The organism is Bradyrhizobium sp. 141, from assembly GCF_023074055.1.
In the GTDB taxonomy this organism is placed as follows: Bacteria; Pseudomonadota; Alphaproteobacteria; order Rhizobiales; family Xanthobacteraceae; genus Bradyrhizobium.
In genome coordinates, this window is record NZ_JADPKR010000045.1 from 46,932 (window position 1) to 72,477 (window position 25,546).

General features: G+C 65.4%; 22 protein-coding genes. 18 read left to right on the forward strand and 4 right to left on the reverse strand.

What is annotated here, in order from left to right:
* Positions 1–91 precede the first annotated feature (91 nt).
* The 10 genes from IVA81_RS12415 to aat all read left to right on the forward strand — a co-directional run bounded on the left by IVA81_RS12415 (position 92) and on the right by aat (position 10,036).
* Positions 92–1,492 carry a M48 family metalloprotease gene (locus IVA81_RS12415; RefSeq protein WP_247316804.1) on the forward strand — a complete coding sequence of 467 codons (1,401 nt, stop codon included), beginning with the start codon at positions 92–94 and terminating at the stop codon, positions 1,490–1,492.
* A gap of 129 nt (positions 1,493–1,621) precedes the next feature.
* A complete protein-coding gene (locus IVA81_RS12420; protein WP_247316805.1) occupies positions 1,622–2,389 on the forward strand; it encodes a DsbA family protein in 768 nt (255 codons plus the stop codon).
* 207 nt (positions 2,390–2,596) lie between these two features.
* Positions 2,597–3,463, forward strand: coding sequence for a DUF1236 domain-containing protein (locus tag IVA81_RS12425; RefSeq protein ID WP_247316806.1), 867 nt, complete (start codon positions 2,597–2,599; stop codon positions 3,461–3,463).
* A gap of 229 nt (positions 3,464–3,692) precedes the next feature.
* A complete protein-coding gene (gene aroQ, locus IVA81_RS12430) occupies positions 3,693–4,160 on the forward strand; it encodes a type II 3-dehydroquinate dehydratase (RefSeq protein WP_247316808.1) in 468 nt (155 codons plus the stop codon).
* A gap of 36 nt (positions 4,161–4,196) precedes the next feature.
* Entirely contained in the window at positions 4,197–4,685 is a 489-nt protein-coding gene (accB, locus tag IVA81_RS12435) for an acetyl-CoA carboxylase biotin carboxyl carrier protein (protein WP_247316816.1), read from the forward strand.
* 81 nt (positions 4,686–4,766) lie between these two features.
* On the forward strand, positions 4,767–6,125 hold the full coding sequence (accC, locus tag IVA81_RS12440; RefSeq protein WP_247316836.1) for an acetyl-CoA carboxylase biotin carboxylase subunit: 1,359 nt from the start codon (positions 4,767–4,769) through the stop codon (positions 6,123–6,125).
* A 105-nt stretch (positions 6,126–6,230) separates the two neighbouring features.
* The gene (locus IVA81_RS12445) at positions 6,231–7,757 is read left to right on the forward strand and encodes a CHASE3 domain-containing protein (protein ID WP_247316841.1); all 1,527 of its coding nucleotides are present in this window, start codon (positions 6,231–6,233) and stop codon (positions 7,755–7,757) included.
* Positions 7,754–8,194, forward strand: coding sequence for a response regulator (locus IVA81_RS12450; protein WP_247316847.1), 441 nt, complete (start codon positions 7,754–7,756; stop codon positions 8,192–8,194). The genes IVA81_RS12445 and IVA81_RS12450 overlap by 4 nt, the downstream gene beginning before the upstream one ends.
* The gene (locus tag IVA81_RS12455; protein ID WP_247316849.1) at positions 8,191–9,294 is read left to right on the forward strand and encodes a histidine kinase dimerization/phosphoacceptor domain -containing protein; all 1,104 of its coding nucleotides are present in this window, start codon (positions 8,191–8,193) and stop codon (positions 9,292–9,294) included. The genes IVA81_RS12450 and IVA81_RS12455 overlap by 4 nt, the downstream gene beginning before the upstream one ends.
* A gap of 61 nt (positions 9,295–9,355) precedes the next feature.
* A complete protein-coding gene (aat, locus tag IVA81_RS12460) occupies positions 9,356–10,036 on the forward strand; it encodes a leucyl/phenylalanyl-tRNA--protein transferase (protein ID WP_247316858.1) in 681 nt (226 codons plus the stop codon).
* Positions 10,037–10,103: 67 nt separating this feature from the next.
* Here aat and IVA81_RS12465 read toward each other — a convergent pair whose 3' ends face one another.
* Positions 10,104–11,138, reverse strand: a complete 1,035-nt coding sequence (locus IVA81_RS12465; protein ID WP_247316860.1) for a DUF2155 domain-containing protein — start codon at positions 11,136–11,138, stop codon at positions 10,104–10,106.
* A 209-nt stretch (positions 11,139–11,347) separates the two neighbouring features.
* On the opposite strand from IVA81_RS12465, the gene IVA81_RS12470 reads away from it, so the two are divergent.
* The 3 genes from IVA81_RS12470 (at position 11,348) to IVA81_RS12480 (ending at position 13,714) form a co-directional block, all read left to right on the forward strand.
* Positions 11,348–12,295, forward strand: a complete 948-nt coding sequence (locus IVA81_RS12470; protein WP_247316862.1) for an alpha/beta hydrolase — start codon at positions 11,348–11,350, stop codon at positions 12,293–12,295.
* Between the two features lie 13 nt (positions 12,296–12,308).
* Entirely contained in the window at positions 12,309–13,304 is a 996-nt protein-coding gene (locus tag IVA81_RS12475) for a Na+-dependent transporter (protein WP_247316864.1), read from the forward strand.
* Between the two features lie 230 nt (positions 13,305–13,534).
* Positions 13,535–13,714: a hypothetical protein gene (locus IVA81_RS12480; protein WP_247317859.1), complete on the forward strand. Its 180-nt coding sequence runs from the start codon at positions 13,535–13,537 to the stop codon at positions 13,712–13,714.
* Between the two features lie 593 nt (positions 13,715–14,307).
* Here the strand turns inward: IVA81_RS12480 and IVA81_RS12485 are convergent.
* Positions 14,308–15,246 carry a GlxA family transcriptional regulator gene (locus tag IVA81_RS12485; RefSeq protein WP_247316866.1) on the reverse strand — a complete coding sequence of 313 codons (939 nt, stop codon included), beginning with the start codon at positions 15,244–15,246 and terminating at the stop codon, positions 14,308–14,310.
* A gap of 95 nt (positions 15,247–15,341) precedes the next feature.
* On the opposite strand from IVA81_RS12485, the gene IVA81_RS12490 reads away from it, so the two are divergent.
* The gene (locus IVA81_RS12490; protein WP_247316868.1) at positions 15,342–16,028 is read left to right on the forward strand and encodes a DJ-1/PfpI family protein; all 687 of its coding nucleotides are present in this window, start codon (positions 15,342–15,344) and stop codon (positions 16,026–16,028) included.
* A gap of 478 nt (positions 16,029–16,506) precedes the next feature.
* On the opposite strand, the gene IVA81_RS12495 is transcribed toward IVA81_RS12490, so the two are convergent.
* Positions 16,507–16,914, reverse strand: a complete 408-nt coding sequence (locus IVA81_RS12495) for an NADH:ubiquinone oxidoreductase subunit NDUFA12 (protein ID WP_028144863.1) — start codon at positions 16,912–16,914, stop codon at positions 16,507–16,509.
* 244 nt (positions 16,915–17,158) lie between these two features.
* On the opposite strand from IVA81_RS12495, the gene IVA81_RS12500 reads away from it, so the two are divergent.
* Positions 17,159–17,839, forward strand: coding sequence for a BA14K family protein (locus IVA81_RS12500; RefSeq protein WP_256469332.1), 681 nt, complete (start codon positions 17,159–17,161; stop codon positions 17,837–17,839).
* A 287-nt stretch (positions 17,840–18,126) separates the two neighbouring features.
* On the opposite strand, the gene IVA81_RS12505 is transcribed toward IVA81_RS12500, so the two are convergent.
* Positions 18,127–19,269, reverse strand: coding sequence for a LuxR C-terminal-related transcriptional regulator (locus tag IVA81_RS12505; RefSeq protein ID WP_247316872.1), 1,143 nt, complete (start codon positions 19,267–19,269; stop codon positions 18,127–18,129).
* Positions 19,270–19,760: 491 nt separating this feature from the next.
* Here IVA81_RS12505 and IVA81_RS12510 point away from each other — a divergent pair, with 491 nt between their 5' ends.
* From IVA81_RS12510 to IVA81_RS12520, 3 genes are all read left to right on the forward strand, one after another.
* Positions 19,761–22,604, forward strand: a complete 2,844-nt coding sequence (locus tag IVA81_RS12510; protein WP_247316880.1) for an autotransporter domain-containing protein — start codon at positions 19,761–19,763, stop codon at positions 22,602–22,604.
* Between the two features lie 249 nt (positions 22,605–22,853).
* Complete coding sequence (locus IVA81_RS12515; protein ID WP_247316888.1) at positions 22,854–23,270, forward strand: response regulator; 417 nt, start codon at positions 22,854–22,856, stop codon at positions 23,268–23,270.
* Entirely contained in the window at positions 23,267–25,525 is a 2,259-nt protein-coding gene (locus IVA81_RS12520) for a CHASE3 domain-containing protein (RefSeq protein WP_247316897.1), read from the forward strand. The genes IVA81_RS12515 and IVA81_RS12520 overlap by 4 nt, the downstream gene beginning before the upstream one ends.
* Positions 25,526–25,546 lie beyond the last annotated feature (21 nt).

Below are 25,546 nucleotides of genomic sequence, written 5' to 3' on the forward strand. Positions count from 1 at the left end.
CCCGCAAGGGCATATCGCGTATCCGGTCCGCCGCCAATCGCCAAAACCAATCACGAACTGCTTGATCAAGACGTTTGACCCAGACCGCCTGATGTTGCTCCAGATCGCATTGCGCAAGAAGGCCTCCGCCCTCACCGCCCTCGTCATGTCTGCGGCGATCGCGCTGACGCCGTTCTCGGCCGCGCATGCGCAAGCCAAGGGGCCACCGGTCCTGCGTGACACCGAGACCGAGCAGCTGCTGCGCGAATACACGCGCCCGATCCTGCGCGTCGCAGGTCTGGAGAAGCAGAACATCCAGATGGTGATCCTCAACGACGGCTCGTTCAACGCGTTCGTCGCGGACGGCCGCCGCATCTTCGTCAATTACGGCGCGATGCTCCAGTCGGAGACGCCGAACCAGATCATCGGCGTGCTCGCGCACGAGACCGGGCATCTGGCCGGCGGCCATTTGTCCAAGCTGCGCGAGCAGCTCGCCACGGCCCAGACCCAGATGATCATCGCGATGCTGCTTGGCGCCGGCGCGATCGCCGCAGGCAGCACCCAGCGCAGCAGCGCTGGCAACAACGGCCTCGCCAATGCCGGCGCGGCCGCCATCGCCGCGCCGCAGGAGATGATCCGCAGGTCGCTGCTGTCCTATCAGCGCCAGCAGGAGGAGAACGCCGACCGTGCCGGCGTAAAATTCCTGACGGCGACCCAGCAATCGCCGAAGGGCATGTACGAGACCTTCAAGCGCTTCACCAGCGAGAGCCTGTTCGCCGCGCGCGGCGCCGATCCCTATCTGCAATCGCATCCGATGCCGGCCGAGCGCGTCGCCGCGCTCCAGGAGTTCGCAAGCTCCAGCCCCTTCTGGAACAAGAAGGACGATCCCGCGCTCCAGCTCCGCCACGACATGGTGCGCGCCAAGATCTCCGCCTTCATGGAGCGGCCGGAAACGGTGTACCGCCGCTATCCGCAAACCAACGACAGCATGCCGGCGCGCTATGCCCGCGCCATCAGCACCTATCTGCACGGAGACCTGCGCAGCGCGCTCACCCAGATCGACGCGCTGATCCAGGTCCAGCCGAACAACCCGTACTTCTACGAGGTGCGCGGCCAGGCGCTGCTGGAAAGCGGCAAGCCGGCCGAGGCGATCCCGGCCCTGCGCAAGGCGGCGCAGCTCTCGAACAACTCGCCCCTCATCGAGATGTTACTTGGGCAGGCTCTGGTTGGAACCGATAATAAGGCCTACACCGACGACGCTGTTCGGATTCTCCGCGCCGCGGTGGCGCGAGAGCCCGAGGCGGCGCTCGGCTATACCCAGCTCGCGATGGCCTATGGCCGGAAGGGCGAATATGCCGAGGCAGATCTCGCCTCGGCGCAGGCCGCTTATCTGCGCGGCGACAACAAGACCGCCCGCGAGCTCGCCACGCGCGCGAAAACCCGTTTCGCCGTCGGCACCCCCGGATGGGTCAAGGCCGACGACATCGTGGCGGCGAAGCCGCCGCGCAATTGAACATCGTGGCGGCCAAGCCGCCACGCGATGAAATGCCTAAAACGACGCCCGACACCGCGACGTCACGACGCCGAGCCTGAGGCCGCCGGGACGTTTCTCGAAACCTGCTTTGGATAAGAGGATTTGCCTATGCCTTCGCTGCGCCTGCTTGCTCCTGCGTTGTTTGCGCTCGCCCTGTTCGGCGCAGCCGCGCCCGCGTCGGCCGACAGTTTCTCCGATAGCCAGCGCACCGACATCGAGGCCATCATCAAGAACTATCTCGTCAGCCATCCCGAGGTGCTCGAGGAGGCCATGGCCGAGCTCAGCAAGCGTCAGGCCGCAGCCGAGACCCAGAAGCACGAAGCCAGCGTCGCGCAGAATGCGGATGCGATCTTCAACTCGCCGCGCCAGGTCGTGCTCGGCAACAAGGAGGGCGACGTCACCTTCGTCGAGTTCTTCGACTACAATTGCGGCTACTGCAAGCGCGCGATGGACGACATGCTTACGCTCATGAAGAGCGATCCGAAGCTGAAGGTCGTGCTGAAGGAGTTTCCGGTGCTGAGTCAGGGCTCGGTGGAAGCGGCCCAGGTCGCGGTCGCCGTGCGCATGCAGGATCCGTCCGGCAAGAAATATCTCGACTTCCACCAGAAGCTGCTCACCGGCCGCGGTGCCGCCGACAAGGCGCGCGCGCTTCAAGCAGCCAAGGAAGCCGGCCTCGACACCGCGAAGATCGAGAAGGACATCGCCAGCCCCGAGGTGCGCGCCACCATCGAGGAGAACTTCAAGCTCGCCGAAGCGATGGGCATGAACGGCACGCCGAGCTACGTCATCGGCAAGCAGATCGTGATCGGTGCCGTCGGCGTCGACGGTCTCAGGGAAAAGATCGGCATTGCCCGCTGCGGCAAGGCAACCTGCTGAACACGTTTTGCGATACTGGAAACACGAAAGGCCGGCTGAAAAGCCGGCCTTTTTTCTTGACGCCGAACGTTGGCGCCTTCGTGCAAAGTCGTTCATCTGGCATTCAACAAACAAATGCCGCGGAACAGGCGAAGTTCCGGAACAACTGAAATCTCCTTTCGTTGTCGGCGCGGGCAATGACGCAATGAACACGTGAGGAGAATTTCGATGTTGAACCGCTTTATGATCTCGGTTGCCGCAATCGCGCTCGTCGCGGGCGCGGGACTGGCAAGCGCACAGAACAATATGGGCCGCGACAGCGGCGGTGGCGCCGGCGGCGCGCAGACGCAGCAATCGCAGCCTTCCGGTGGTGCCGCCGAACGCGGTGGCTCGACGGGCCGCGACTCCATGAGCCACGACAAGGGCACCGTCGGCCAGACCGGCGGCTCCAGCACGATGAAGTCCGATCGCGCTTCCGAAGACAAGTCGGGCGCGATGAAGGACGAGCGGTCCCCGGGCGGCGCGATGAACAAGAACGCGGCTGAGGACAAGGCTGGCGCGACCAAGGGCCAGCGCACCGACGAACGCGCTCAGGACAAGTCCCAGCAGGACAAGTCCAAGAGCATGAGTCAGGACACCACGAAGTCCGGCAAGGACCAGAAGGACATGAAGGCTGAGGGCAGCAAGAGCGGCACCTCGACCAACAACGCCGAGAACCAGAAGGGCACCGGCACGAGCACCAACCAGAACGCTCAGGGCCAGACCGGTACTAGCACCAAGCAGAACGCGCAGGGCCAGAGCTCCACGTCGACCACGGTCGGCCAGGCTGGCGCGGGTGCGAAGCTCTCGACCGAGCAGCGGACCCAGATCACGTCTGTGATCCGCGAGGAGCGCGTGGCCCCCGTGACCAACGTGAACTTCTCGGTCTCGATCGGTACCCGCGTGCCGCGCGAGGGCATTTCGCTGCACGCCCTGCCGTCCCGGGTCGTGACCATTTATCCGGAGTGGCGGGCTTATAAGTATGTTCTGGTCCGCGAGCAGATCGTGATCATCAATCCGGACACCTACGAGATCGTCGCCGTCCTCGATGTGTAAGGCCGATGGCGATTAAACCTTAAGGGGGCGGGCAGCAATGCCCGCCCCCTTTGCGGTTGGCCGGCAGCCATGCTTCGGACTGGTTAACAAGCGATTTCCGTGGTTTCCACACAGGTTTTTGCGCACTGGATGAGGTACTTGAACCCCTCCGGGAGGCCGTCAAGGCTTCCCCTCACGCGCATTGTTACCTATAACCCCCGCCACGCCGAGCACCTCTTCCGGGATTGGAATGGCTGAACCTGCAACCGACACGATCCTCGTCCTGAACGGGCCGAACCTCAACATGTTGGGGACGCGCGAGCCGGAAAAGTATGGCCACGCGACGCTGGCCGACGTCGAGGCGCTGTGCCGGGAGACGGCGGCGGCCTTCGGTCTCAAGGCCGATTGCCGGCAGTCCAACCGCGAAGGCGAGCTGATCGATTTCATCCACGAGGCGCATGCGCGCAAGATGAAGGGCATCATCATCAATGCCGGCGGCTATTCGCACACCTCGATCGCGCTGCACGACGCGCTGCTTGCGGTGCAGATCCCGACGGTCGAAGTGCATGTGACCAACATCCACGCCCGCGAGAGCTTTCGTCACCATTCCTACACCGCGCGCGCGGCCTTCGCCTCGCTTTGCGGTTTCGGCATCGAGGGCTACCGCCTCGCTATCCAGGGCCTTGCCGCCAAGCTTGCCATCAAGCCCAAAGCCTGAAGCTCCTCATCAAACAGAACATTCGGATCAAAGAACATGGCGCGCCAGCCAGACGACAAAGCAGCCGCAAAGTTTTCCAGCGAGGATTCCGCGCTCGTCCGCGAGCTCGCTTTGCTGCTCGATGAGACCAGTCTCACCGAGATCGAGATCGAACGTGCCGGTCTGCGCCTGCGCGTCGCCCGCAACATCAGCGTTGCTGCGACCATGCCTGTGCCGATGGCAGCTGCTCCCGCCGCCCTGCCAGTAGCCTCCGCCGCGCCTGCCGCCGCCGGGCCCGACCTGTCGAAGCATCCCGGCGCCGTCAGCTCGCCGATGGTCGGCACCGCCTATTGGGCGCCGGAGCCGGGCGCCAAGCCGTTCATCGAGGTTGGCAGCAAGGTCTCGGTCGGACAGACGCTGCTGATCATCGAAGCCATGAAGACCATGAACCAGATCCCCTCGCCGCGCGCCGGCACGGTAACGCAGATCCTGATCGAGGACGGCCAGCCGGTCGAGTACGGCGAGCCGCTGGTGATTATTGAGTAGGCGAATGGGGAGTAGCGAATAGCGAATGGCACTTGCCGTCCCTATTCGCCATTCGCCACTCGCCATTCACTGCAGGACATCATGTTCGACAAGATCCTCATAGCCAATCGCGGCGAGATCGCCCTTCGCATCCTCAGGGCCTGCAAGGAGCTCGGGATCGCGACCGTCGCCGTGCATTCCACCGCCGACGCCGACGCCATGCATGTGCGCCTGTCGGACGAGAGCGTCTGCATCGGGCCGCCGGCATCCAAGGACAGCTATCTCAACGTCCCCGCGCTGCTCGCGGCCTGCGAGATCACCGGCGCCGATGCCGTGCATCCCGGTTACGGATTCCTGTCTGAAAATGCCCGCTTCGCGGAAATCCTCGCGGAGCACAATCTGCATTTCATCGGTCCCAAGGCCGAGCACATCCGCCTGATGGGCGACAAGATCGAGGCGAAGAAGACCGCCAAGCGCCTGGGCATCCCCGTGGTGCCCGGCTCCGACGGTGCGGTCGGCCCCGATGACGACGCGATAGCGATCGCCCGCAAGATCGGCTTCCCGGTCCTGGTGAAGGCTGCGGCCGGTGGCGGCGGCCGTGGCATGAAGGTCGCGCACAGCGAGGCCGACCTCCAGGTGGCGCTGTCGACGGCAGCCAATGAGGCCAAATCCGCCTTTGGCGATGCCTCCGTCTACCTCGAAAAATATCTCCAGAAGCCGCGCCATATCGAGATCCAGATCCTCGGCGACGGCCGCGGCGGCGCCATCCATCTCGGCGAACGCGACTGCTCGCTGCAACGCCGCCACCAGAAGGTCTGGGAAGAAGGCCCCTCGCCCGTTCTCGCCGCCGCCGCGCGCGCCAAGATTGGCGAAACCTGCGCCAAAGCCATGCGCGAGATGAAATATCTCGGCGTCGGCACCATCGAGTTCCTGTTCGAGGACGGCGAGTTCTACTTCATCGAGATGAACACCCGCATCCAGGTCGAGCATCCCGTCACTGAGAGCATTACCGACATCGACCTGGTGCTGGAGCAGATCCGCATCGCCGCCGGCGGCGACCTGCCGGCGAGGCAGGAAGAGGTCCAGGTCATCGGCCATGCGATCGAGTGCCGCATCAACGCCGAGCATCCCCAGACCTTCCGTCCCTCGCCCGGCCGCATCCTGCAATACCATCCGCCCGGCGGCCTGGGCGTCCGGATCGATTCCGCCGTCTACCAGGGCTACACGATCCCGCCCTATTACGATTCCCTGGTCGGCAAGCTGATCGTGCATGGCAAGACCCGCGCCGAATGCCTGATGCGGCTGCGCCGGGCGCTCGACGAGATGGTCGTCGAAGGGATCGAGACCACGCTGCCGCTGTTCCGCGCGCTGGTGCGTGAAGACGACATCATCAACGGCGATTATCACATCCACTGGCTGGAACAGTACCTGGCCGGCAAGGCGGAACCCGCGCCGAGATAATCTCGCCCTTGGTGGAACCCTTTAGCCTCAATCGCGTTCTGGACGGTTGGGGCCAGTTCCAAGGGGGCGATTTGAATTCCACTGAATGTAGACCGGTGAATCGTCGTGACGGCTGATGCCCAACGACGGCGCGCGTTCTGGCAGATCCTGCTGTTCTCGGCGGGTCTTTTGGTGCTGACCGTGATCAGCGCCGGTTCGGTCTACCTCGTCAACAAGGCCCGCGGCGACAGCAAGTGGGTGATTCACACCATCGAGGTGGAGAATCAGATCAACGCGTTGCTGCTCGAGGTCCGCCGCGCCGAAAGCGCCCTGCGCGGCTACCTCCTGACGCTGGGTCCGGAATTCCAGGCGGATTACGAAAAGGCCGTGGCGGCGATCATTCCAGCGCTCGACAGGGTGACGCGCCTGAGCGGCGACAACGCCGCGCAACGCGAAAGCACCGAGAAGCTGAGCGCGGCAATCGAGACTCGTCTCGGCCAATTCGCGCGCGAGATTGACGCCATCAAGCAGGGCCAGCCGGACATGGCGATGGCACTGGCACGGCAGGCGGCCGCCGAGGGCAGCACCACCACGATTGGCAATGTGGCGGCGGCAATGATCGGCGAGGAGGAGCGGCTGTTTCGCCTCCGCACGGCCAATGCCGACCGCAGCCAGACGCTCGCCGCATCAATGACGGGGATCGGCTCCGGTCTCGTCGTGCTGTTGGCCCTGATCTCGATCTGGCTGGTGCGGCGCTCGGCACTCGCCCGCGACGAGGCCGAGAATCGCCTGCGCGAGGCCTACGCCAACCTCGAATCCGTCGTCGACGAACGCACCGCGGATCTGCGCGAGGCCAACGACGAGATCCAGCGCTTTGCCTATATCGTCAGCCACGATCTGCGCTCGCCGCTCGTCAACATCATGGGATTCACCAGCGAGCTCGATGAGCTCGGCAGCGACATCTTTCGCCGCATCGGCAGCCTCGCCCAAGTCCCTGCGGACGGACCACCGTTGGCGCCTGCCGGACCAGGCGAGATCGCGCTCGAGGGCGCCGACAAGCAGCTCTCGGAGGATTTTTCCGAAGCGCTCGGCTTCATCAAGTCGTCGATCGCCAAGATGGACCGGCTGATCTCGGCGATCCTCAACCTCACCCGCGAGGGTCGGCGCGAATTCCAGCCCGTGAAGATTGACACAAGCGAGCTGATCGAGGCCATCGTGTCGACGCTGGCGCACCAGGCCGCCGAGGCGCAGGCCGAGATCCATCTCGAGGCGCTGCCAAATGTCGTGAGCGACCGGCTCGCGCTCGAGCAGATCTTCTCCAACCTGATCGACAATGCGATCAAGTATCTGAAGCGCGGAGTGCCCGGTGAGATCAGAATTCGCGGGCGGACCAAGCTCGGTTACGCTATCTTCGAGATCAGCGACAATGGCCGCGGGATCGACGCTAGGGATCACCAGCGGATCTTCGACCTGTTCCGCCGCGCGGGAACCCAGGACAAGCCCGGCCAGGGCATCGGGCTTGCGCATGTGCGTGCACTTGTGCGTCGCCTCGGCGGCACCATGTCGGTATCATCGGAACTGAATGCGGGCAGCACCTTCACCATCACGCTGCCGATCGCCTGGAACGTAAGCAACCGGAACGCAGATCGATGACCCAGCCTGTCACCATCATCATGATCGAGGACGACGAGGGCCACGCCCGCCTGATCGAGCGCAACATCCGCCGCTCCGGCGTCAACAACGAGATCGTCTCCTTCAAGAACGGCACGGACGCGATGCTGCACCTGTTCGGCGCCGACGGCTCTGGGCTCGTGCAAAAGGGCAATGCGCTGCTAATCCTGCTCGACCTCAATTTGCCCGACATGACCGGGATCGACATCCTGAGGCAGATCAAGGAAAACAAATATCTGAAGGCTTCGCCCGTGGTGGTGCTGACCACCACCGACGATTCCCAGGAAATCAAGCGCTGCTACGAGCTCGGCTGCAACGTCTACATCACCAAGCCCGTCAACTACGAGAATTTCGCCAATGCCATCCGGCAGCTCGGCCTGTTCTTCTCGGTCATCCAGGTCCCGCCCGCCGCCCCATGAACCAACGTACACCCACACTGCTCTACATCGATGACGACGCTGCGCTGGCGCGCCTGGTCGATCGCGGCCTGACGCGGCGCGGCTACAGGGTCGTCCATGCCGCGAGCGGCGAGGAAGGCCTGGAGCGCATCCGCCGCGCGAGTGCCGAAGGCGGCATCGACGTGGTGGCGCTCGACCAGTACATGCCCGGCCTCGATGGACTGGAGACGCTGGAGCAGATCATGGCGATCCCGGGGGCGCCGCCGGTGGTGTTCGTCACGGCCTCGCAGGATTCCAACATCGCGGTCACCGCGCTGAAGGCCGGCGCAGCCGACTATCTCGTCAAGGACGTCACGGGCGATTTCATTCCCCTTCTCCACGTCGCAGCCGAGGGCGCGCTGCGCCAGGCCGAATTGCAGAAGGCGCGCGAGGAAGCCGAAGCCGAGATCCATGCCTCGCGTGACCGCTATGCGGCGCTTGCCGCCGAACGCGAGCTGCTGCTGCGCGAGGTCAACCACCGCGTCGGCAACTCGCTCCAGATCATCGCTTCACTGCTGCACCTTCAGGCAAGCTCCGCCGCGCACGACGAGGTCAAGGCGGCACTGACCAATGCGATGGGCCGCGTCGCCGCGGTCGCGCAGGTGCACCGGCGTCTCTACACCTCGCAGGATCTGAAGAGCGTGGTCCTGAACCAGTATCTGGACTCGCTGCTCGAGGATCTCCGCCGCTCGGCCGAAGGCAACCGGATGTCGCGCCTGACGCTGAAGGCCGAGCCGATCGAAATCGATCCTGACCGCGCGGTCGCCGTCGGCATCATCGTCAACGAGCTGGTGATGAACGCGGTGAAATACGCCTATCCCGACGGCGCCGGCCCGATCCATGTCGAGCTGAACTCGAAAGGCGACGATCTCCTGCTGTCGATCACCGACAACGGCGTCGGCGACAACGTCAAGGCTGACCCGCGCTCGACCGGCATGGGCCAGCGCATCGTCGCGGCCATGGCCTCCAAGCTCGACGCTTCGGTCGAGCGCGATCCCGCGCATTCCGGAACCCGGATCATTCTGAAGTTCGGTCGCGTGCCGGCAAGCCCCGGCAAGACCAGCACCGCCGCCGCGAGTTGAGCTCGCGCCCTGCTGCGCACCCCATCGCAACCGCATCGCGATCCTGCTATGATTGCGAACCATGACTTCGCGCGACTCCGCTCCGTCTGAAATCACACCGGCCGTGCTGCTGCGCGCCTATGCCTGCGGCATCTTCCCGATGGCGGAAAGCGCCGACGATCCGACCCTGTTCTGGGTCGAGCCGGAGTTGCGCGGCGTCATCCCCCTCGATGGGTTTCGCGTGGCCTCGCGGCTCGCGCGCACCGTGCGCTCGGATGTGTTTCGCGTAACCGTCAACACCGCGTTCAGGGCGACCATCGCCGGCTGCGCCGCGCCGCAGGTTGGCCGTGAGGACACCTGGATCAACAAGCGCATCCGTGACCTCTATGGCGGCCTGTACGAGCTCGGTCATTGCCACAGTGTCGAGGCCTGGCAGGGCGAGGATCTCGTCGGCGGCCTGTACGGCGTAAGCTTGGGACGGGCCTTCTTCGGCGAGAGCATGTTCCACACCGCACGCGATGCCTCGAAGGTCGCGCTGGTGCATCTGGTCGCGCGCCTCATCCATGGCGGCTTTGAGCTGCTCGATACCCAATATGTCACGGAACACCTGAAGAGCTTTGGCGCGGCAGAGATCTCGCGGCGGCGCTACACCGCACTGCTCGACAAGGCGCTCGCCGGCGAGCCCGGCGATTTCCTCAGGCTCTCGCCCGGTGACGCGATTCCGGGCGCACGCGCGCTCGAGATCATCGCCTCGCGACAATAATGGACAGCTGGGTTAGCGGCCGAACCCCGGGGGATTGGCCTAGCGGCCAAACCCGGCGGGATTTGGCCTAACGGCCAAACCCGGGGATGCCGAACAGACCTGGCCGCTGCTCCGGCGGCGGGGGCGGCGGCGGTGCCGGTTGCTGCTGCTGGATCGGCGGCAAGGGCTGCGGCGGACGCTGCTGGACCTGCTTGGGCGCGGCCTTCTTCTGCGCGGGCGGCGGTGGCGCGGGCTTGGTCGCTGGGTCTGGCGCGGCGGTCGCAATGGTCTGCTGCGGCTCTTTGCAGTCGGTGAGCCAGATGTCGTAGATCGGATGCTCGACACCGTGCAGACCGGGGCTCGCGGCATACATCCAGCCCGAAAAGATGCGCTTCACCTCGCCCTGCAAGGTGATCTCGTCGACCTCGACGAAGGCGTCGGTGTTGGTGGCCTCCGTCGCCGGCCGCGTGTAGCAGGCGTCGGTCTTGACGCGCAGCGCGCCGAACTGGACCGTCTCGCCGATCTCCTCGTCGAAATTGATGATGCGCCCGGTGATCTTGTCGAGACCGGAGAAGGTCGCCTTCTTGTTCACGATCTTCTGGGCCGGCGGTTCGGTGACGACCTCGTCACCCGGCTGCAGGCTCGCCGGGGTCTGCGGCACGGCACCCGGAGCGCCCTTCTGCTGGGGCTGGCGCTGACCGGGCGCACCCGGGGCTCCCGGCGGACCGGGCGGCGCAATCGCCGCGGAGGGCGGCTGGTTCGGCGGCGCGACGGTGGAGCCCGGCGGTGGCGCCAGCGGCTGGGTCTCGACCGGCCCGGGCATCACATTCCCCTGCCGCCCTGGCGGCGGAGGCATCGGGCGCGACGGCAGCACACGGCCTTGCGGCGGCAGCTCCGGCACCTCTTCGTCGTCGTCGGGAATCTGCTGCGGTTGCGGCTGGCCACGCGGAATGTTGCCGGGCGGCCGCAGCGGCGGCGGATCGGAAAAGATCGTGCCGATCTGCGCCTGCGCCGGTGTCGCAACCGTCAGTGCGGTGGCGGCCAAAAGCGCCGCAAGACCTGTCAGGGTAATGGTTCGAAACATCTCGCGCGGCTTCAACAGCGAATCGGGCTTGTTGGACATTCTACAGGGGTTACCGCCGCTCGCAGGCCCTCCGGTTAACACGGCGAATACGGCGGGGGAAGGGCGGCAACCCCGCCCTTCCCGGCCCCGTCTGGCCAGACCGGCGCCCGAATGGGATAGTCGATCGCCCCTCCCGGGGATGCGAGGCGGACAGCGCCTTCCGAAAACGACGTCCAACCCTGACCGGAAACCCCGAGAGACCGCCAGCCATGCCCGTTGTGCTCGATCCCGATGCCGCCGCCGTCTACAGGGCCTTCCAGGACGCCGGCCGCCCCGCCTACGAGACCCTGACCGCCCTGGAAGCGCGCGCCTATTATTCGCAGGCGCGCTTTGCCACCAACCCCGAGCCGCCGGAACTCGCCCGCGTCGCAGAGCTTGCGATCCCGGCGCCGCACGGCACGATTCCCGCACGCATCTACGTGCCCAGGGAACCGCGCCGACATGACGGCCTGTCGCCGGCGCTGGTGTTCTTCCATGGCGGCGGCTGGGTGATCGGCGATCTCGACTCTCACGACGTCGTCTGCCGTCAGCTTGCAATCGAAGGCGCGCTGATCGTGATCTCGGTCGACTATCGCCTCGCGCCCGAGCACAAATTTCCCGCCGCCATTGAGGACGCCATCGCCGCAACCACATGGGTTGCAGCCAACGCGCGCGAGCTCGGCATCGACGCCTCGCGCCTGTCGATCGGCGGCGACAGTGCCGGTGGCAATCTCGCCGCGGTCGTGGCGCTGGCCGCGCGCGACGGCGATGGCCCTGCGCTCGCGGGCCAGGTGCTGATCTATCCGGCGACCGATTTCGCCATGACCCACGGCTCCCACAGCGAGCCTGAGACCAGCGTGTTGCTGACGCATTCGGTGATCCGCTGGTTCCGCGACCACTACCTCAATGGCGCCGCCGACATCCATGATTGGCGCGCTTCGCCGGCGCGTGCGCAAAACCTTGCCGGCCTGCCGCCGGCCTATGTGCTGACAGCAGGCGCCGATCCCCTGCGCGACGAAGGCGGCGAATATGCCGGGCGGCTCAACCAAGCCGGCGTGCCCGTGACCACCAAGCACTATCCCGGCCAGTTCCACGGCTTCTTCACGATGGGCAAGCTGTTGCGAGAGGCCAACGTCGCCGTGCGCGAGATCGGCGCGTGGTTGAAGGGATTGGGCTGAAACGCCGTTCCGCATGGCTTCTCCGCTCCAATCCGTCGTCGCCCTCCCGCTGCGCGCGCTGATCTGGCTCGGCAGCCAAGGTACACGCGGCGTAGCCGCCGTCGTGTTCATCGCGGCCGCGGTGCCACCGCTCGGCGCATTGCTGCGTCCCTATCTCACCGAGGCAATCCTCTGCCTGCTCTGCATCTCTTTCATGCGGGTCGATCTGGCGGCCCTCTATAGCCATCTGCGCCGACCGGCGCTGGTTGCAACTGCCACGGCCTGGACCACGATCGGCGTGCCGCTGATCGTCGGACTGATCGCGCACGCAACCGGGCTCACGGCTCGCGCGCCCGGGCTTTCGCTCGCGCTGATGCTCCAGAGCATGGCCTCACCGATGATGGCCTCCCCGGCCCTCGCCGCGCTGATGGGTCTCGATGCCACGCTCGTGCTGATCACGCTGGTGACCTCGACCGCGCTGGTGCCCTTCACGGCATCGATGTTCGCGGGCATCTTCCTCGGCGACATGCTGAGCATCACACCGCTGACGCTGGGCCTGAAACTGCTCGGCATCCTCGCAGCATCGCTGCTGGCCGCCACAGTCATCCGATGGACCTTCGGCGCGGAGGCGATCCAGCGTCACAAGACGCCGATCGACGGTCTCAACATCATCATCCTCTTCATCTTCGCGGCCGCGATCATGGGCGACGTCGTGAGCGACCTCCTTGCACAGCCGATGTTCACGATCGGCCTCGCAGCTCTGTCCTTCGCGATCTACTTCACCCTGCTCGCGATCACCACGCTGCTGTTCCGCCGCATCGGCACCGAGCGCGCGCTGGCACTCGGGCTGATGGTGTCACAGCGCAATCTCGGCCTGATGCTGGCGGCAACGGCCGGCGCATTGCCGCCCACCACCTGGCTCTATTTCGCGATGACGCAGTTTCCGATTCACCTCGCGCCATACATGCTGATGCCGATCGCGCGGCACTTGACGCTACGCGGACGTGTCGAGCGGGGCGGCGGCAAATAGCGGCCACCTAAGCTTGTCCTCATTATCCGGAATGTCTGCTTTCGAAGGCAAATCGGACAGGCGGTCCCCTCGCAATGCCACCCCGTGACCGGAAATGCGAGAGATCGGACACTCACCCTCTAGCTCGTCTGATACGGATAACCGGATCTCGCGCTGGCCGCCAATTTCGTGTCTGCCCCGCCGAAAAAGGGTAGAGTGCCCGCAGGGGGTCACACCCGTGGAGCAACAACATGACCCTACTCCCCGAGCGGGTTCCCGCTAAGATCGACCGGCATATCTTCGCGATCATGACCAAGGCGATGCCGCCCCGAGATCCTGATGACGACGAAGAGGATGAGGAGGAGGAGCAAAACGATGAAGAGAACGAAACCGATCAACCGCCGGTCGTCCGCGAGCCGGACGAGGACTGAGCAGGACGCTTAGACGTCGCCTGGCTTTGCGACTGCGATCTCCAGGCTACGTGGCGGCGCGCTGGTGCGTCCGGCGGCCTTCAAGGGCGGTCTGAATCCGAGAGCAGCAGCAGACGCTGAATGGACCGCAGTTCTCGGCGGAGTAACCTATCGGCGTCCGCGGGTAGAGGAGGTGAGCATGACTCTCGTATGGCTTGGTGTGCTCCTTGTTTTCGGCGGCTTACTCCAAATGGCGTTCCAGCCCATCTGGCGAGGCCGATTCAGCGGTGGAAGGTGGCTTCGCTCCGGGCGTGACACGCTGGAGCCCGAAAGGCCAGGCAGCGGCTTCGGCATCAAATCGAACTGGCCTGGACTTGTAATGGTCGCGCTCGGGGGCGCTTTCTTGCTGGCCGGAGCTGCCATCTGAGTCGAAACGCAGGTCTCGGGCGTTGCCCGTTATCTACCGCGCCGATGTGCCAGATTCTGTTCATGGCCCGCGCGCAAAGTCTGGACAAACCGCCAATCCCTTCGCGGACATTCGCCTATGCAACGTCGATGTCCACTTTGTGGCAACGCCGACACGCTATCCCGCGCACTCCGGATTGACACACACCCTACCCCGTCCGCGCCGCGCGCCGCAGCGCTTGCGGCGGCTGGCCGAAGGCGCGGATGAAGGCGCGCCGCATCCGCTCGGGGTCGCCGAAACCGGTCGCCTCCGCGACCAGCTCGATCCCCTCGCGCGAGGACTGCACGCGCTCGCGTGCGACTTCGAGCCGGAGCCGCTCGATCGCCTTCGAGGGCGTCGTGCCGGTCTCGGCGGCGAAGGCGCGGGCAAAATGCCGCGCGCTCATGCCGGCGCGATCGGCGAGGTCCTCCACCGTCAGCGGCGCGTCGAGATTTTCGCGCGCCCAGGACAACAGCGCGCCGAAGCGGCCGTTCGGCGTCTTCAATTCCAGTAGCGAGGAAAACTGCGACTGGCCGCCGCTGCGGCGATGATACAGCACGAGGTGGCGTGCCGTCTGTTGCGCGATCTCCTCGCCCTGATCCTCGGTGACCATCGCGAGTGCCAGATCGATGCCCGCGGTGATGCCGGCCGACGTCCAGACATTGCCGTCGCGGGTGAAAATCTGGTCCGGCTCGAACTTCACCTTCGGATAGCGCGCGACAAAATCGCGCGTCCGGCCCCAATGCGTGGTGGCGCGGCGGCCGTCGAGCAGACCCGCCTCGGCGAGCACATAGGCGCCCGAGCAGACGCTCGCGACCCGCACGCCGCGCCGCGCCAGCCGCTGCACGAAGGCGCGTGTGACCTCGCAGCGCGCGGCATCCGCGACGCCCGCGCCGCCCGCGACCACCAACGTCGTGATCGCATTCGCCGACTTGAAATCACGCGCCATCATCTCGACGCCCGACGAGCTGCGCACCGGCCCGGCATTCAGCGCCAGCACGCGGAGCGCAAGCGGCTTGCCGGCGCAGCGTGCCGCGACCTCGAACACCGAGATCGGGCCGGCCGCGTCGAGCAGCTGGAAATCCGGGAAGATCAGGATGCCGATCATAGGCTATGTCCGAAATAGAGGGAATTACGCCATTTCAGACACAAAGGCACCATGCCAGTCTTCGCGCGTCAAGCACATCTTTGGAGGACCTGCCGATGTCGCTACCGCTCCAGATCGGAATCCTGGTGTTTCCGCGCGTCACCCAGCTCGACTTCACCGGTCCCTTGCAGGTATTTTCCATGGTGCCCGGCGCCCAGCTGCACCTGATCTGGAAGCGGATCGAGCCGGTGCCGAGCGATTCCGTGCTCATGCTGACGCCGACCACGACGTTCGCGGATTGCCCGCAGCTCGACGTGATCTGTGTGCCCGGCGGCGGCGGCACCAACGACCTGCTCAACGATGAGGAGGTGCTCGCCTTCCTGCGCAAGCAGGCCGAGGGCGCCAAATACGTCACCTCCGTCTGCACGGGATCGCTGGCGCTCGGCGCCGCCGGCCTGCTCAAGGGCTACCGCGCCGCGACCCATTGGAGCGCGATGGAGATGCTCGGCCAGTTCGGCGCCACGCCGACCAGGACGCGCGTCTGCGTCGACCGCAACCGCATCACTGGCGGCGGCGTCACCGCGGGAATCGATTTCGCGCTGACGCTGGTGTCCATCATGATCGATCGCACCACGGCGGAAGCAATCCAGCTCCAGATGGAATACAATCCGGCCCCGCCGTTCAATTCGGGCTCGCCCGACACCGCGCCGGCGGAAGTGCTGGCATTGCTGAAGGAGCGCGGCGCGCAAAACCAGGCGCGGCGGCTCGATGCGGTCAAGCGTGCGGCTGAGCGCGTGATGTAGCCCTCGTGTCCCGGACGCGGTGCGGCACGCAGTGACGCTCCGCAGAGCCGGGACCCACGCCACAGGATGCTCTCGGAAACATGGTCCCGGCTCAGCGGCGCAGCGTTACACGCTGCACCGCGTCCGGGACACGCCAGGACGATGGCAACAGAAAAAGGCCGCTCGGTTTCCCAAGCGGCCTTTCCTGCCTTACGGCGGCTGCACATTTCATCGGGCGATTTCGGAGCTTGCAGACCGGGGGCCTATCTCCCGATCGAGTCCTGGTCGGCGGCCGCTGCATTTCGGGACAGTCGCGAACTGTTGCCCGAACCGAACGCGATGGTCTCCCATCTCCGTAAGATGGGATCATTGAGCCGCATCGCCCGCGTTGGCGCAACGGCCGTGCAACCGCCATCCCCGCTGTTCCCGTTGTCCACAGCAAGGTGCGGCGGATGCGCATGCATCCAATTTGACGATGTAGATCGCGGAGGCCGAAAGACTAGCCAGGCGTCCAGGGCTGATAGTCGCCGGTGGCCTTCGGCCGCTTGCCGCTGGCAAGGGTCGAGCCCGAGGGACGATAGGCCTTTGCCGTGCCGGTGAGATTGGGCTGGTGCGGCTTTTCCCATTCGCGCGGCTGATAATTGGCCTCGGTCGGCGGCACATCGACGACATGATGGATCCAGCCATGCCAGGACGGCGGGATCCGGCTCGCTTCGGCATAGCCGTTATAGACCACCCAGCGCCGCTCGAAGCCGAGGGTCGGATCGACCGCCCCGCCGCGGGTGCGATAGTAGAGATTGCCCTGCTCGTCCTGGCCGACCAGCTCCCCGTACCGCTTGGTCCAGAGTTGGGTGCCAAAAGTCTGGCCATTCCACCAGGTGAAGAACTTGAGGAAGAATTGTTTCATGCGGCAAGGGCCCTGCTTCGTCGGGCCCTGATGCCATCCGGGCGGTGAAATGTCCAGTTCGGCGGAACGTTGGGGCCCTTCCGCAAATGCGCGGCCGCGACACAAAGGCTGCCGCAAATCGGACGCGATCCGTTCATGCCGGGTACAGGGGTCGCGAGCGAGGCTTCCGGTCGCACGCAAACCGGCGTGATCCCAGGAACCCCAGCCCTTTCATAGGGTTTGCTTCCGGGAAAGGAGTTTGACCATGAACAATCTGAAAGTTTTGAGTGCCGCCGCAGCGCTGGCGCTCGTTCTACCCATGACCTCACCGAGCTTCGCACAGGGGCCCGGCGGCGGTGGCCGTGGGGGCGGTGGTGGTGCCCACATCGGCGGCGGTGGTGGCGGCGCTCACATCGGCGGTGGGGGTGGCGGCGGCGGCGCTCACTTCGGTGGTGGCGGCGCGCGCATGAGCGGCGGCGGCTTCAGCGGCGGCGGAGCACGGATGGGCGGCGGCCCCGCGTTGCGCGGAGGCGGCGGCAACTTCGCGGCCGGCCCCGCGGCCGGCCCAGCGATACGTCCGAGCGGCGGCACGTCCTTCACCGGTGGCGTCAGCCGCAACTTTGCAGCCGCCAACGGCGGCACCTGGCAAGGCCGCAGCGGCAACTGGAACGGCGGGGGCTGGCGTCATCACCATCATCGTCGCGGCGGATTCTGGCCCGGCTTCGCGGCGGGGGCGGCGATCGGCGGCCTCGGCTCGTACGCCTATTACGGCGGCAGCTATTACGATGATCCCTACTACTATGGCAGCTACTATGATGAGCCGTCAGTGGCGGTGGTCCCCGATGGCGGCGGCGATGCAGCCTATTGCGCGCAGCGCTACAAATCCTATGACCCGGCTTCAGGGACCTATCTCGGTTACGACGGCCAGCGGCATCCCTGTCCGTAAGACGGCCTGAACGGTTGTTGCAGTATGACACGATACATGGGCGGCGCCGGTCCTTGCCGGCGCCGCCCATGCGTTTTGGCGAGCCGCCCGAATTCTCCAGCTTGCGATAGAGCTCCAGCCAGCGTCGCTCGCGCGCCATCAGCGGCTCGCCCTCGAACGACCACGCCGGACACCCCTCCTCGTCGAGAGGTGCGGTGGCCTCGAGCCTTTCAAACTCCGCAAGTTCGCCCGCCGTCGGCCGTAAGGCGGTGAACACGTTCGGGCACATCAAGCGGCCGGGTGACGCATCACTGTTCCCAATCGACATCCGCGACCCGTACGCTGCCGATCGATGCCATCAGGCTGGCGAGCTGGGCCTGACGCCGGGTCGCGGTCTTGGCGAAAACTCGGCGCAGATGCGTCTTGATGGTGTTTGGCGACAGCCCGAGCGCGCGTGCGGTCTCGATGGTTGTACTGCCGGACGACGACGCGAGCGCGACCCGCGCCTCGGCGTGAGTCAGGCCGTATGCGTCCATGATCCGTCCGAGCGGGATCGATCGTCGGTTGGCAGGATCGACGACGAACAGCAGCACCGCCGCATCCTTCACGCCCGCATCGGACAGTCGTCCGAGATCCTTGCTCCGGATCGAGGAGACCAGGATGGTCAGGAGCCGGCCGTCCTGGTTGCGTGGCAGGCTCATGGTGCCGCCGGCGGTCCCTTGCAGCGCCGCGCGGACCAATTCGTTAAGACGCTGCGAATGCACAGGCGAATGGGTCGCGATCGAGTGATGCAGCCGCAGCGCCCCTTCCTCCGACATCCGTCGCGCAGCGGCATTGGAGAACAGCACGCGCGCCTTGTGGTCCAGCACCACGACACCATCGGCAAGCCGGTCGAGGACATCGAATGCTGCATGCTGCACGGCCAGATAGCCGTCGATCCGAAATCCGAGCGTCACCGACCGGCGCAAATGCGGCGACAACCACTCCAGGAGCCGCTCCTCATCGGGATCGAGCGGCCCGCGCCGCTCGCTACGACACATGTTGAAGGCCGCACGAAAATCGTCACGTGCCGCCAGCGCAATCATTCCGTTGTGCCCGACCTCCTGGGGCCGCAGCACTTCGTCGTAGAATGCGGTCGCCTGAAGCTTCGAGAGCGGGATCGCTTGATCGGACTGCACCAGCCGCCCTACTGGCTGCGTCTCCATATATTGCGACCACGGATTATTCATGTGCCGCTCCTGATAGGCGCGATTGCACTCCTCATTCAGGCGGCCGTTGAAATCGAAATAAACGCGCTGCGCGGTGACGGATTGACCGAACAGGATGCCGCCCTCGCTATGCGTGAGATCGGCGATCGCCGTGAGCGCATGCGGCCACAGATCGTTCTCGGCCGCAGCGTCGTAGATCAGGTCGAGAAGCTTCTCGATCTTGTCGCTGGAGAAGTTCACCATTTTGCCGCCCGAGTTCATCGGCAACCAATGATTGCCCATACAACCTGAAGAGGTATGATGATGATACCGCATTTGGCGGCACAATGCCTCACCCGGTCGGGTGAGAGACACTGCCAATGTCGGTCACGACCCCGTCTTGTGGCGAGTTTGGTCATCGTGGAACTGCCACACAATCGGATGCGATCGCGCATCCTTCTGCGATCGAGATCTCCGGCAAACCTCCCACCGAAAATCAAGATGCCGGCAGTACGTCAAGCCGAGATCGCGCGTCATCATCCGGTCGGGTGAAACGCACAGTGAGGCGCGTGTCCATTCCCGCCGATCCTCACCGCCACTGTGTTCTGCGCGCCACGGTCACCGCTCATCTGGCGCCCCCTCACCCCGTTGGGCGACGCGACGACCCGTCACCGTTCGCTATCCACGTCACCGACGGTTGCGCTCGGGCGAGTCGGGACACCTGCACAGGTTTGGAAGAAGACTGGGAAATGGCAATGGCACAGGCACACCGCGAGATCTCCAAGGCCGCGATGGGCCGTTGCGCCAGGCGCCGCGAGCGTCTCCTCACTCGGTATTTCGCAGGTTCATTGATCCTTTCGGCAGCACTGCTGGCAGGCCAATCGGCTCAGGCGGATTGCACGCCGCAGGCGGCAGGCCAATCGAACCTCGTCGCAACCTGCACCGGAACGACCCTCAATCAGGGCGGAGGCGCGCCGGGAACGAGCGCTGGTGTCAACGGCTACGGCACCGGTGCAGAGAATGCGACCGTCACGGTCGCGAGCGGCGCCTTGGTCTCCGGAACGGCCGCCAACGCGCGGGGTATCTATCTCGGCCGGGGGACCGTCATCAACAGCGCCGGTGCGACCATCGCAGGCGATCAGTCCGGCATCGCCACGGCCGGCACCGATCCGCTTACCGTCACCAATTCGGGCACCATTCAGGCCTCTGGTTTTGGTATTGACGGACTGGGGCAGACCACCGTCACCAACAACGCTGGCGCGACGATCACCGGGACCGCGTACGGGGTTTCCGGCACGACGCTGAACCTCACGAACCACGGGACCATCGCGGGCACGAACGCGAGTGGTGCCTCCGCATTCGCCGGCGGCACGATCACGAACTCCGCGGGAGGTAGCATTACTGGAGGAGCCTATGGCGTACAGATCAACCAGGCCGGCCTTGTCACCAACTATGGCACGATCGCCGCCGTGGGATCCGCCGTGGCATCCCCCCAGGCCGGTATCGGCGCAGGCTCCAATTCGACCATCAACAATTTCGCCGGCGCCACCGTCACCAGCAGCGGCCAGGCAGCGGTCGCTGTCGGTTCGGGTAGCGTGATCTACAACACCGGAACGATCAGCGGCTTCGTCTACGGTGTCCAGGCCATCGGCGGAGGCGTCTCGATGTACAATGCTGGCAGCCTCAGCGCCGTCATATTCGATGGCACCACACAGGCCATCAACGCCATTCTCTTCGCTGGAACTGGCAATACCCTCACGCTGGGGCCCGGATCGAGCATCTCGGGCGCGGCAATCGGTACTGGCGCCGACACGTTTCAGCTCGGCGGCAGCGGCGCGGCGACCTTCGACGTCTCGCAAATCAATCCAACCGGGCAGTATCGCGGCTTCGGCACCTTCAACAAGGTCGGCGACTCCACCTGGAGCTTGACCGGCACCAGCAGCTTTGCCGGTCCGGTCAACGTGGACAGCGGCACATTGCTGGTCAACGGCAACATTTCGCCCGCGAGCGGCATCGCCGTGAATTCGGGCGGCACACTCGGCGGCACCGGCACCGTCGCCAGCGTCATCGTCAGCGGCGGTACGCTCGCGCCCGGTACTTCGATTGGAACGCTGACCGTTGCCGGCAGCCTTTCTCTCACCGCGGCATCGACTTATCTGATCGAAGTTTCCCCGTCCTCTTCCGACCGCACCAATGCCACAGGCGGCGCTACGCTCGGCGGGGCGGCAGTGCAGGCATCGTTCGCAGCAGGGAGCTACGTCTCGAAGCAATACACGATCCTCACCGCCGCAGGTGGCGTCAGCGGCACATTCGGCGCTCTCACCACCAACCTGTCGCCCAACTTCAGCACGAGCCTGAGCTACGATGCCAACGACGTCTATCTCAACCTGGTTCTAAACTTCGCCATTCCGGGCGGTCTCAATGCCAACCAGCAAAACGTCGGCAACGCGCTGACGAGCTTCTTCAATGCCAACGGCAGCATTCCCGCGGTCTACAGCATGCTGACTCCGGGCGGCCTGACCCAGGCTTCGGGCGAGGCCGCCACCGGCAGCCAGCAGGCGACGTTCAACGCCATGAACCAGTTCATGGGCATCCTCACCGATCCGTTCATCACCGGACGCGGCGAGACGGCGACGTCCTCGGCGACGTCGTCCTTCGCGGCCAGCGATGCACGCCGTGGGACATCCCGGCCCGAACGCGACGCCTATGCCGTGATGTTCGCGAAGGCGCCTGTCGCGCGGGTCCATGATCCCCGCTGGAGCGTATGGGCGGCCGGCTTCGGCGGCGCGCAGACGACCGACGGACATACGGCGCTCGGCAGCAACACTTCGACCAGCCGCCTTGCGGGCGTCGCCGTCGGCGCCGACTATCGCTTTTCTCCGGATACGGTCGCCGGCTTCGCGCTCGCAGGCGGTGGCACGAGCTTCTCCGTCGAGAACAGCGGCTACGGTCGATCCGATCTGTTTCAGGCCGGCGCGTTCGTGCGCCACAGATCCGGTCCAGCCTATGTCTCGGCGGCGCTTGCCTACGGCTATCAGGACATCACCACGGACCGCCTCGTGACGATCGCGGGCGTCGATCGGCTGCGCGCCGAGTTCAATGCGAATGCCTATTCGGGCCGTGTCGAGGGCGGCTATCGCTTTGCGACGCCCTGGCTGGGCGGCCTCGGCCTGGCGCCCTACGCTGCGGGTCAGTTCACCACGTTCGATCTGCCTGCCTACGTAGAGTCGGCGCTGGCGGGCACCCCGGCGTTTGCGCTCGCCTATGGTTCGAAGAGCATTGCCGACAGTCGCAGCGAGCTCGGGTTTCGCAGCGACAAGTCCTATGCCCTGGCCGGTGCGATGCTGACGCTGCGCGGCCGGCTAGCCTGGGCGCATGATTTCAACGCCGACCGCGCGGCCACTGCGACGTTCCAGGCATTGCCGGGCGCAAGCTTCGTCGTCAACGGCGCGGCCCAGCCGCGGGATTTCGCACTGACGAGCGCATCGGCCGAGGTGCGGTGGATGAACGGCTGGTCCGCCGCCGCAACGTTCGAAGGCGAATTCGCGGATGCAATGCGCAGCTATGCTGGCAAGGGCGTTGTCCGCTACTCCTGGTAGGTCGCCTGCGCGACATCGGCCGCTTCTCGCCGGCCATTGCGGCTCCGACATCTGGACGTCATGGAACGAAACATCCGCGTAGCCTCGCGGCGAGACCGCGGCGCCGCTTCGCGGTTTTCGCCGGGCGGAACTCGGACCTCTATGCACCGCACCGTGCATATCTACCCTGATCCAATCCAAAATTGACCCGACACACGATTCGCGGATATCACCAATCAGAGTGGGGACTTCGATCTACTGGGAAGTGTCATGCCGCGCGTTCTCGTGGTTGATGACGATCCGATGGTCGGCGCGACCATCGAGGTCCTCCTCCAACGTCAGGGCTTCGACGTCACGCTGGCCGACGGTGGCGAAACAGGACTGGCTGCGCTGGAAGCGCAGGCCTTTGAGGTGATGCTGGTTGACATCTTCATGCCGCATATGCGCGGCTTCGAGTCCATCCGCATCTTCCATGAGCGCGCGCCGGCTACTCCGCTGATCGCGATGTCCGGCTACGCCTTCGCCTCATCCGCCTCGCCCTCTCCCGATTTCCTCCGCATGGCGCTGGAGCTCGGCGCAACACGCTGCCTGCGCAAGCCGTTCACGCCCGAAGCGTTGCTGACCACGATCCGGGAATGCCTCGCCGGCGAGAGCGCGCAGCCGAAGGACAAGAAAGAATCCCCTTGATTCCAACGCAGCGCGTCATTCTCGGTGCTGGACTTGCCATCCTCCTGATCATCACGGCAGCCTCGATCGCCCTCGACGTCAAGTCGCGGTCCGATGCGGCGTGGATCAATCATGCCGTCCAGGTGCAGAAGAAGATCTCCGATCTGCGCGTGCTGCTGCGCCGCTCCGAGAGTGCCGCGCGCGGCTTTGAACTTTACCGCAGCTCGGCCTTCAGCGCCGAATTCCAGGCGGTCCACGCCGAGATCGCACCGGCCCTCGCCGAGCTCAAGCGCGGCGTGCGCGACAATCCGGATCAGGTCACGCTGCTGGAGGGCACCGAATTGCTGGCGCTGCGCCGGGTCGAGATCGCGGCCGAAGCGATGCGCCTGCGCGCGGCGAACGACGAGGCCGGCATTACCGCGCTCAACCGCAAGGCCGAAGGCCGCGGCCTCATGGACACGGTGATGGGCAATCTCGACCATCTGAGCGTGGAGGAAGAACGCCTGCTCACCGCGCGCTCCCAGGATTCGCGCCGCACCGGCGTCGTGCTGCTCGGCATCGACGTCGCCGGCGCCATGCTGATCCTGCTGCTGGTCGGGCTGGTGATGCGCGAGAGCCAGCGCGCGACGGTGCAGCTCCAGAGCACGCTGACCGAGACCACGGCCGCCAAGGAGGCACTCGCCGCAGCGGTGGCCGAACGCACGGAGCACCTGGTCACCGCGCATGACGAGCTGCGCCTGTCGGTCAACGTGCTGCAAAGCACGTTTCACAGCATGGCGGAGGCGGTGCTGGTCATCGACGTCGAGGGCAATGTCCTGCTGTCCAATCCGGCCGCGGAGCGCATGCTGTTGCATCGCGCCGGCATGAACTTGCGCAATCTGCGCGCGCTGTCCGACGTATTTCGCGGCGACGGCGTCACGCCGCTCAAGGCGGACGAGCTGCCCTCGGTGCGCGTGCTGCGCGGCGAGAAGTTCGAGGAAATGGAGATGATCGTCCGCCCGCACAGCGGCAATCCTCCCCGCCATCTCATGATCAGCGGCCGGCCGATGCTGGACGGGCAAGGCGAGATCTCCGGCGCGGTGCTGGTCTATCACGACGCGACCATGTCGCGCGAGACCGAGCGGCAGCTGTACCAGTCGCAGAAGCTGGATGCGATCGGCAAGCTGACCGGCGGCGTCGCGCACGACTTCAACAACATGCTGACCGTGATCTCCGGCAACACGGAGACGCTGGTGGCGAGCCTGAAACAGCAGCCGGAGCTTCAGCGCGCGGCACGGCTGATCGACGATGCCGCCGAGCGTTGCGCCGAGCTGATCCAGCATCTGCTCGCCTTTGCGCGCCGGCAGCCGCTGCAGCCGCGCAACATCGAGATCAACGCCGCGATCGCGGACATCGCAAAACTCCTGCGCCCCACCCTCGGCGAGCAGATCCAGATCGAGACCGTGCTGGAACCGGGGCCGATGACCGCCCACATCGATCCGTCCCGGCTCACCAATGCCGTGCTCAACATGGCGATCAACGCCCGCGACGCCATGCCGAACGGCGGCAAGCTGCTGCTGGAGACCCATCGCGTCGTTCTGGACGAGGCCTATGCGCAGGCCCATGCCGACGTGGTGGCCGGCCCCTACGTCATGCTCGCCGTCAGCGACACCGGCACCGGCATGTCCGTGGAGACTCAGCAGAAGGCCTTCGAGCCGTTCTTCACCACCAAGGAGGTCGGCAAGGGCAGCGGCCTCGGCCTCTCCATGGTCTACGGTTTCGTCAAGCAGTCCGGCGGTCACATCAAGATCTACAGCGAGGAAGGCCACGGCACCACGATCAAGCTCTATCTGCCGCCGGGCGAAGGCACGACGGACGTGGCAGCGGCCGTCGCGCCGCAGGCCGAAGGCGGCGCCGAGACCATTTTCGTCGTCGAGGACGACAATCTCGTGCGCAACTTCGTCACCGCGCAGCTCCAGAGCCTTGGCTACAAGACGGTGGCCGCGTCCGACGGCCCGTCGGCACTGGAATTGATCGACGCCGGCGAGCCGTTCGATCTGCTCTTCACCGACGTCGTCATTCCCGGCGGCATGAGCGGGCGCGAGCTCGCCGAGAAGGTCGCCGAGCTGCGTCCCGGACTGAAGGTGCTCTACACCTCCGGCTACACCGACAACGCCATCGTCCACCACGGCAAGCTCGACGACGGCGTGATGCTGCTGACAAAGCCCTACCGCCGCAACCAGCTCGCCGAGATGATCAGGAAGGCGCTGAATGGCGGGGGGATGGCGGCGGGCTAGCGCGTGAACTGCCGAAGGCGC

Coding starts and splice junctions, on each gene's coding strand:
- IVA81_RS12415 (WP_247316804.1), top strand. CDS start 92: ATGTTGCTCCAGATCGCATTGCGCAAGAAGGCCTCCGCCCTCACCGCC.
- IVA81_RS12420 (WP_247316805.1), top strand. CDS start 1,622: ATGCCTTCGCTGCGCCTGCTTGCTCCTGCGTTGTTTGCGCTCGCCCTG.
- IVA81_RS12425 (WP_247316806.1), top strand. CDS start 2,597: ATGTTGAACCGCTTTATGATCTCGGTTGCCGCAATCGCGCTCGTCGCG.
- aroQ (WP_247316808.1), top strand. CDS start 3,693: ATGGCTGAACCTGCAACCGACACGATCCTCGTCCTGAACGGGCCGAAC.
- accB (WP_247316816.1), top strand. CDS start 4,197: ATGGCGCGCCAGCCAGACGACAAAGCAGCCGCAAAGTTTTCCAGCGAG.
- accC (WP_247316836.1), top strand. CDS start 4,767: ATGTTCGACAAGATCCTCATAGCCAATCGCGGCGAGATCGCCCTTCGC.
- IVA81_RS12450 (WP_247316847.1), top strand. CDS start 7,754: ATGACCCAGCCTGTCACCATCATCATGATCGAGGACGACGAGGGCCAC.
- IVA81_RS12455 (WP_247316849.1), top strand. CDS start 8,191: ATGAACCAACGTACACCCACACTGCTCTACATCGATGACGACGCTGCG.
- aat (WP_247316858.1), top strand. CDS start 9,356: ATGACTTCGCGCGACTCCGCTCCGTCTGAAATCACACCGGCCGTGCTG.
- IVA81_RS12465 (WP_247316860.1), bottom strand. CDS start 11,138: ATGTCCAACAAGCCCGATTCGCTGTTGAAGCCGCGCGAGATGTTTCGA.
- IVA81_RS12470 (WP_247316862.1), top strand. CDS start 11,348: ATGCCCGTTGTGCTCGATCCCGATGCCGCCGCCGTCTACAGGGCCTTC.
- IVA81_RS12475 (WP_247316864.1), top strand. CDS start 12,309: ATGGCTTCTCCGCTCCAATCCGTCGTCGCCCTCCCGCTGCGCGCGCTG.
- IVA81_RS12480 (WP_247317859.1), top strand. CDS start 13,535: ATGACCCTACTCCCCGAGCGGGTTCCCGCTAAGATCGACCGGCATATC.
- IVA81_RS12485 (WP_247316866.1), bottom strand. CDS start 15,246: ATGATCGGCATCCTGATCTTCCCGGATTTCCAGCTGCTCGACGCGGCC.
- IVA81_RS12490 (WP_247316868.1), top strand. CDS start 15,342: ATGTCGCTACCGCTCCAGATCGGAATCCTGGTGTTTCCGCGCGTCACC.
- IVA81_RS12495 (WP_028144863.1), bottom strand. CDS start 16,914: ATGAAACAATTCTTCCTCAAGTTCTTCACCTGGTGGAATGGCCAGACT.
- IVA81_RS12500 (WP_256469332.1), top strand. CDS start 17,159: ATGAACAATCTGAAAGTTTTGAGTGCCGCCGCAGCGCTGGCGCTCGTT.
- IVA81_RS12505 (WP_247316872.1), bottom strand. CDS start 19,269: ATGGTGAACTTCTCCAGCGACAAGATCGAGAAGCTTCTCGACCTGATC.
- IVA81_RS12510 (WP_247316880.1), top strand. CDS start 19,761: ATGGCACAGGCACACCGCGAGATCTCCAAGGCCGCGATGGGCCGTTGC.
- IVA81_RS12515 (WP_247316888.1), top strand. CDS start 22,854: ATGCCGCGCGTTCTCGTGGTTGATGACGATCCGATGGTCGGCGCGACC.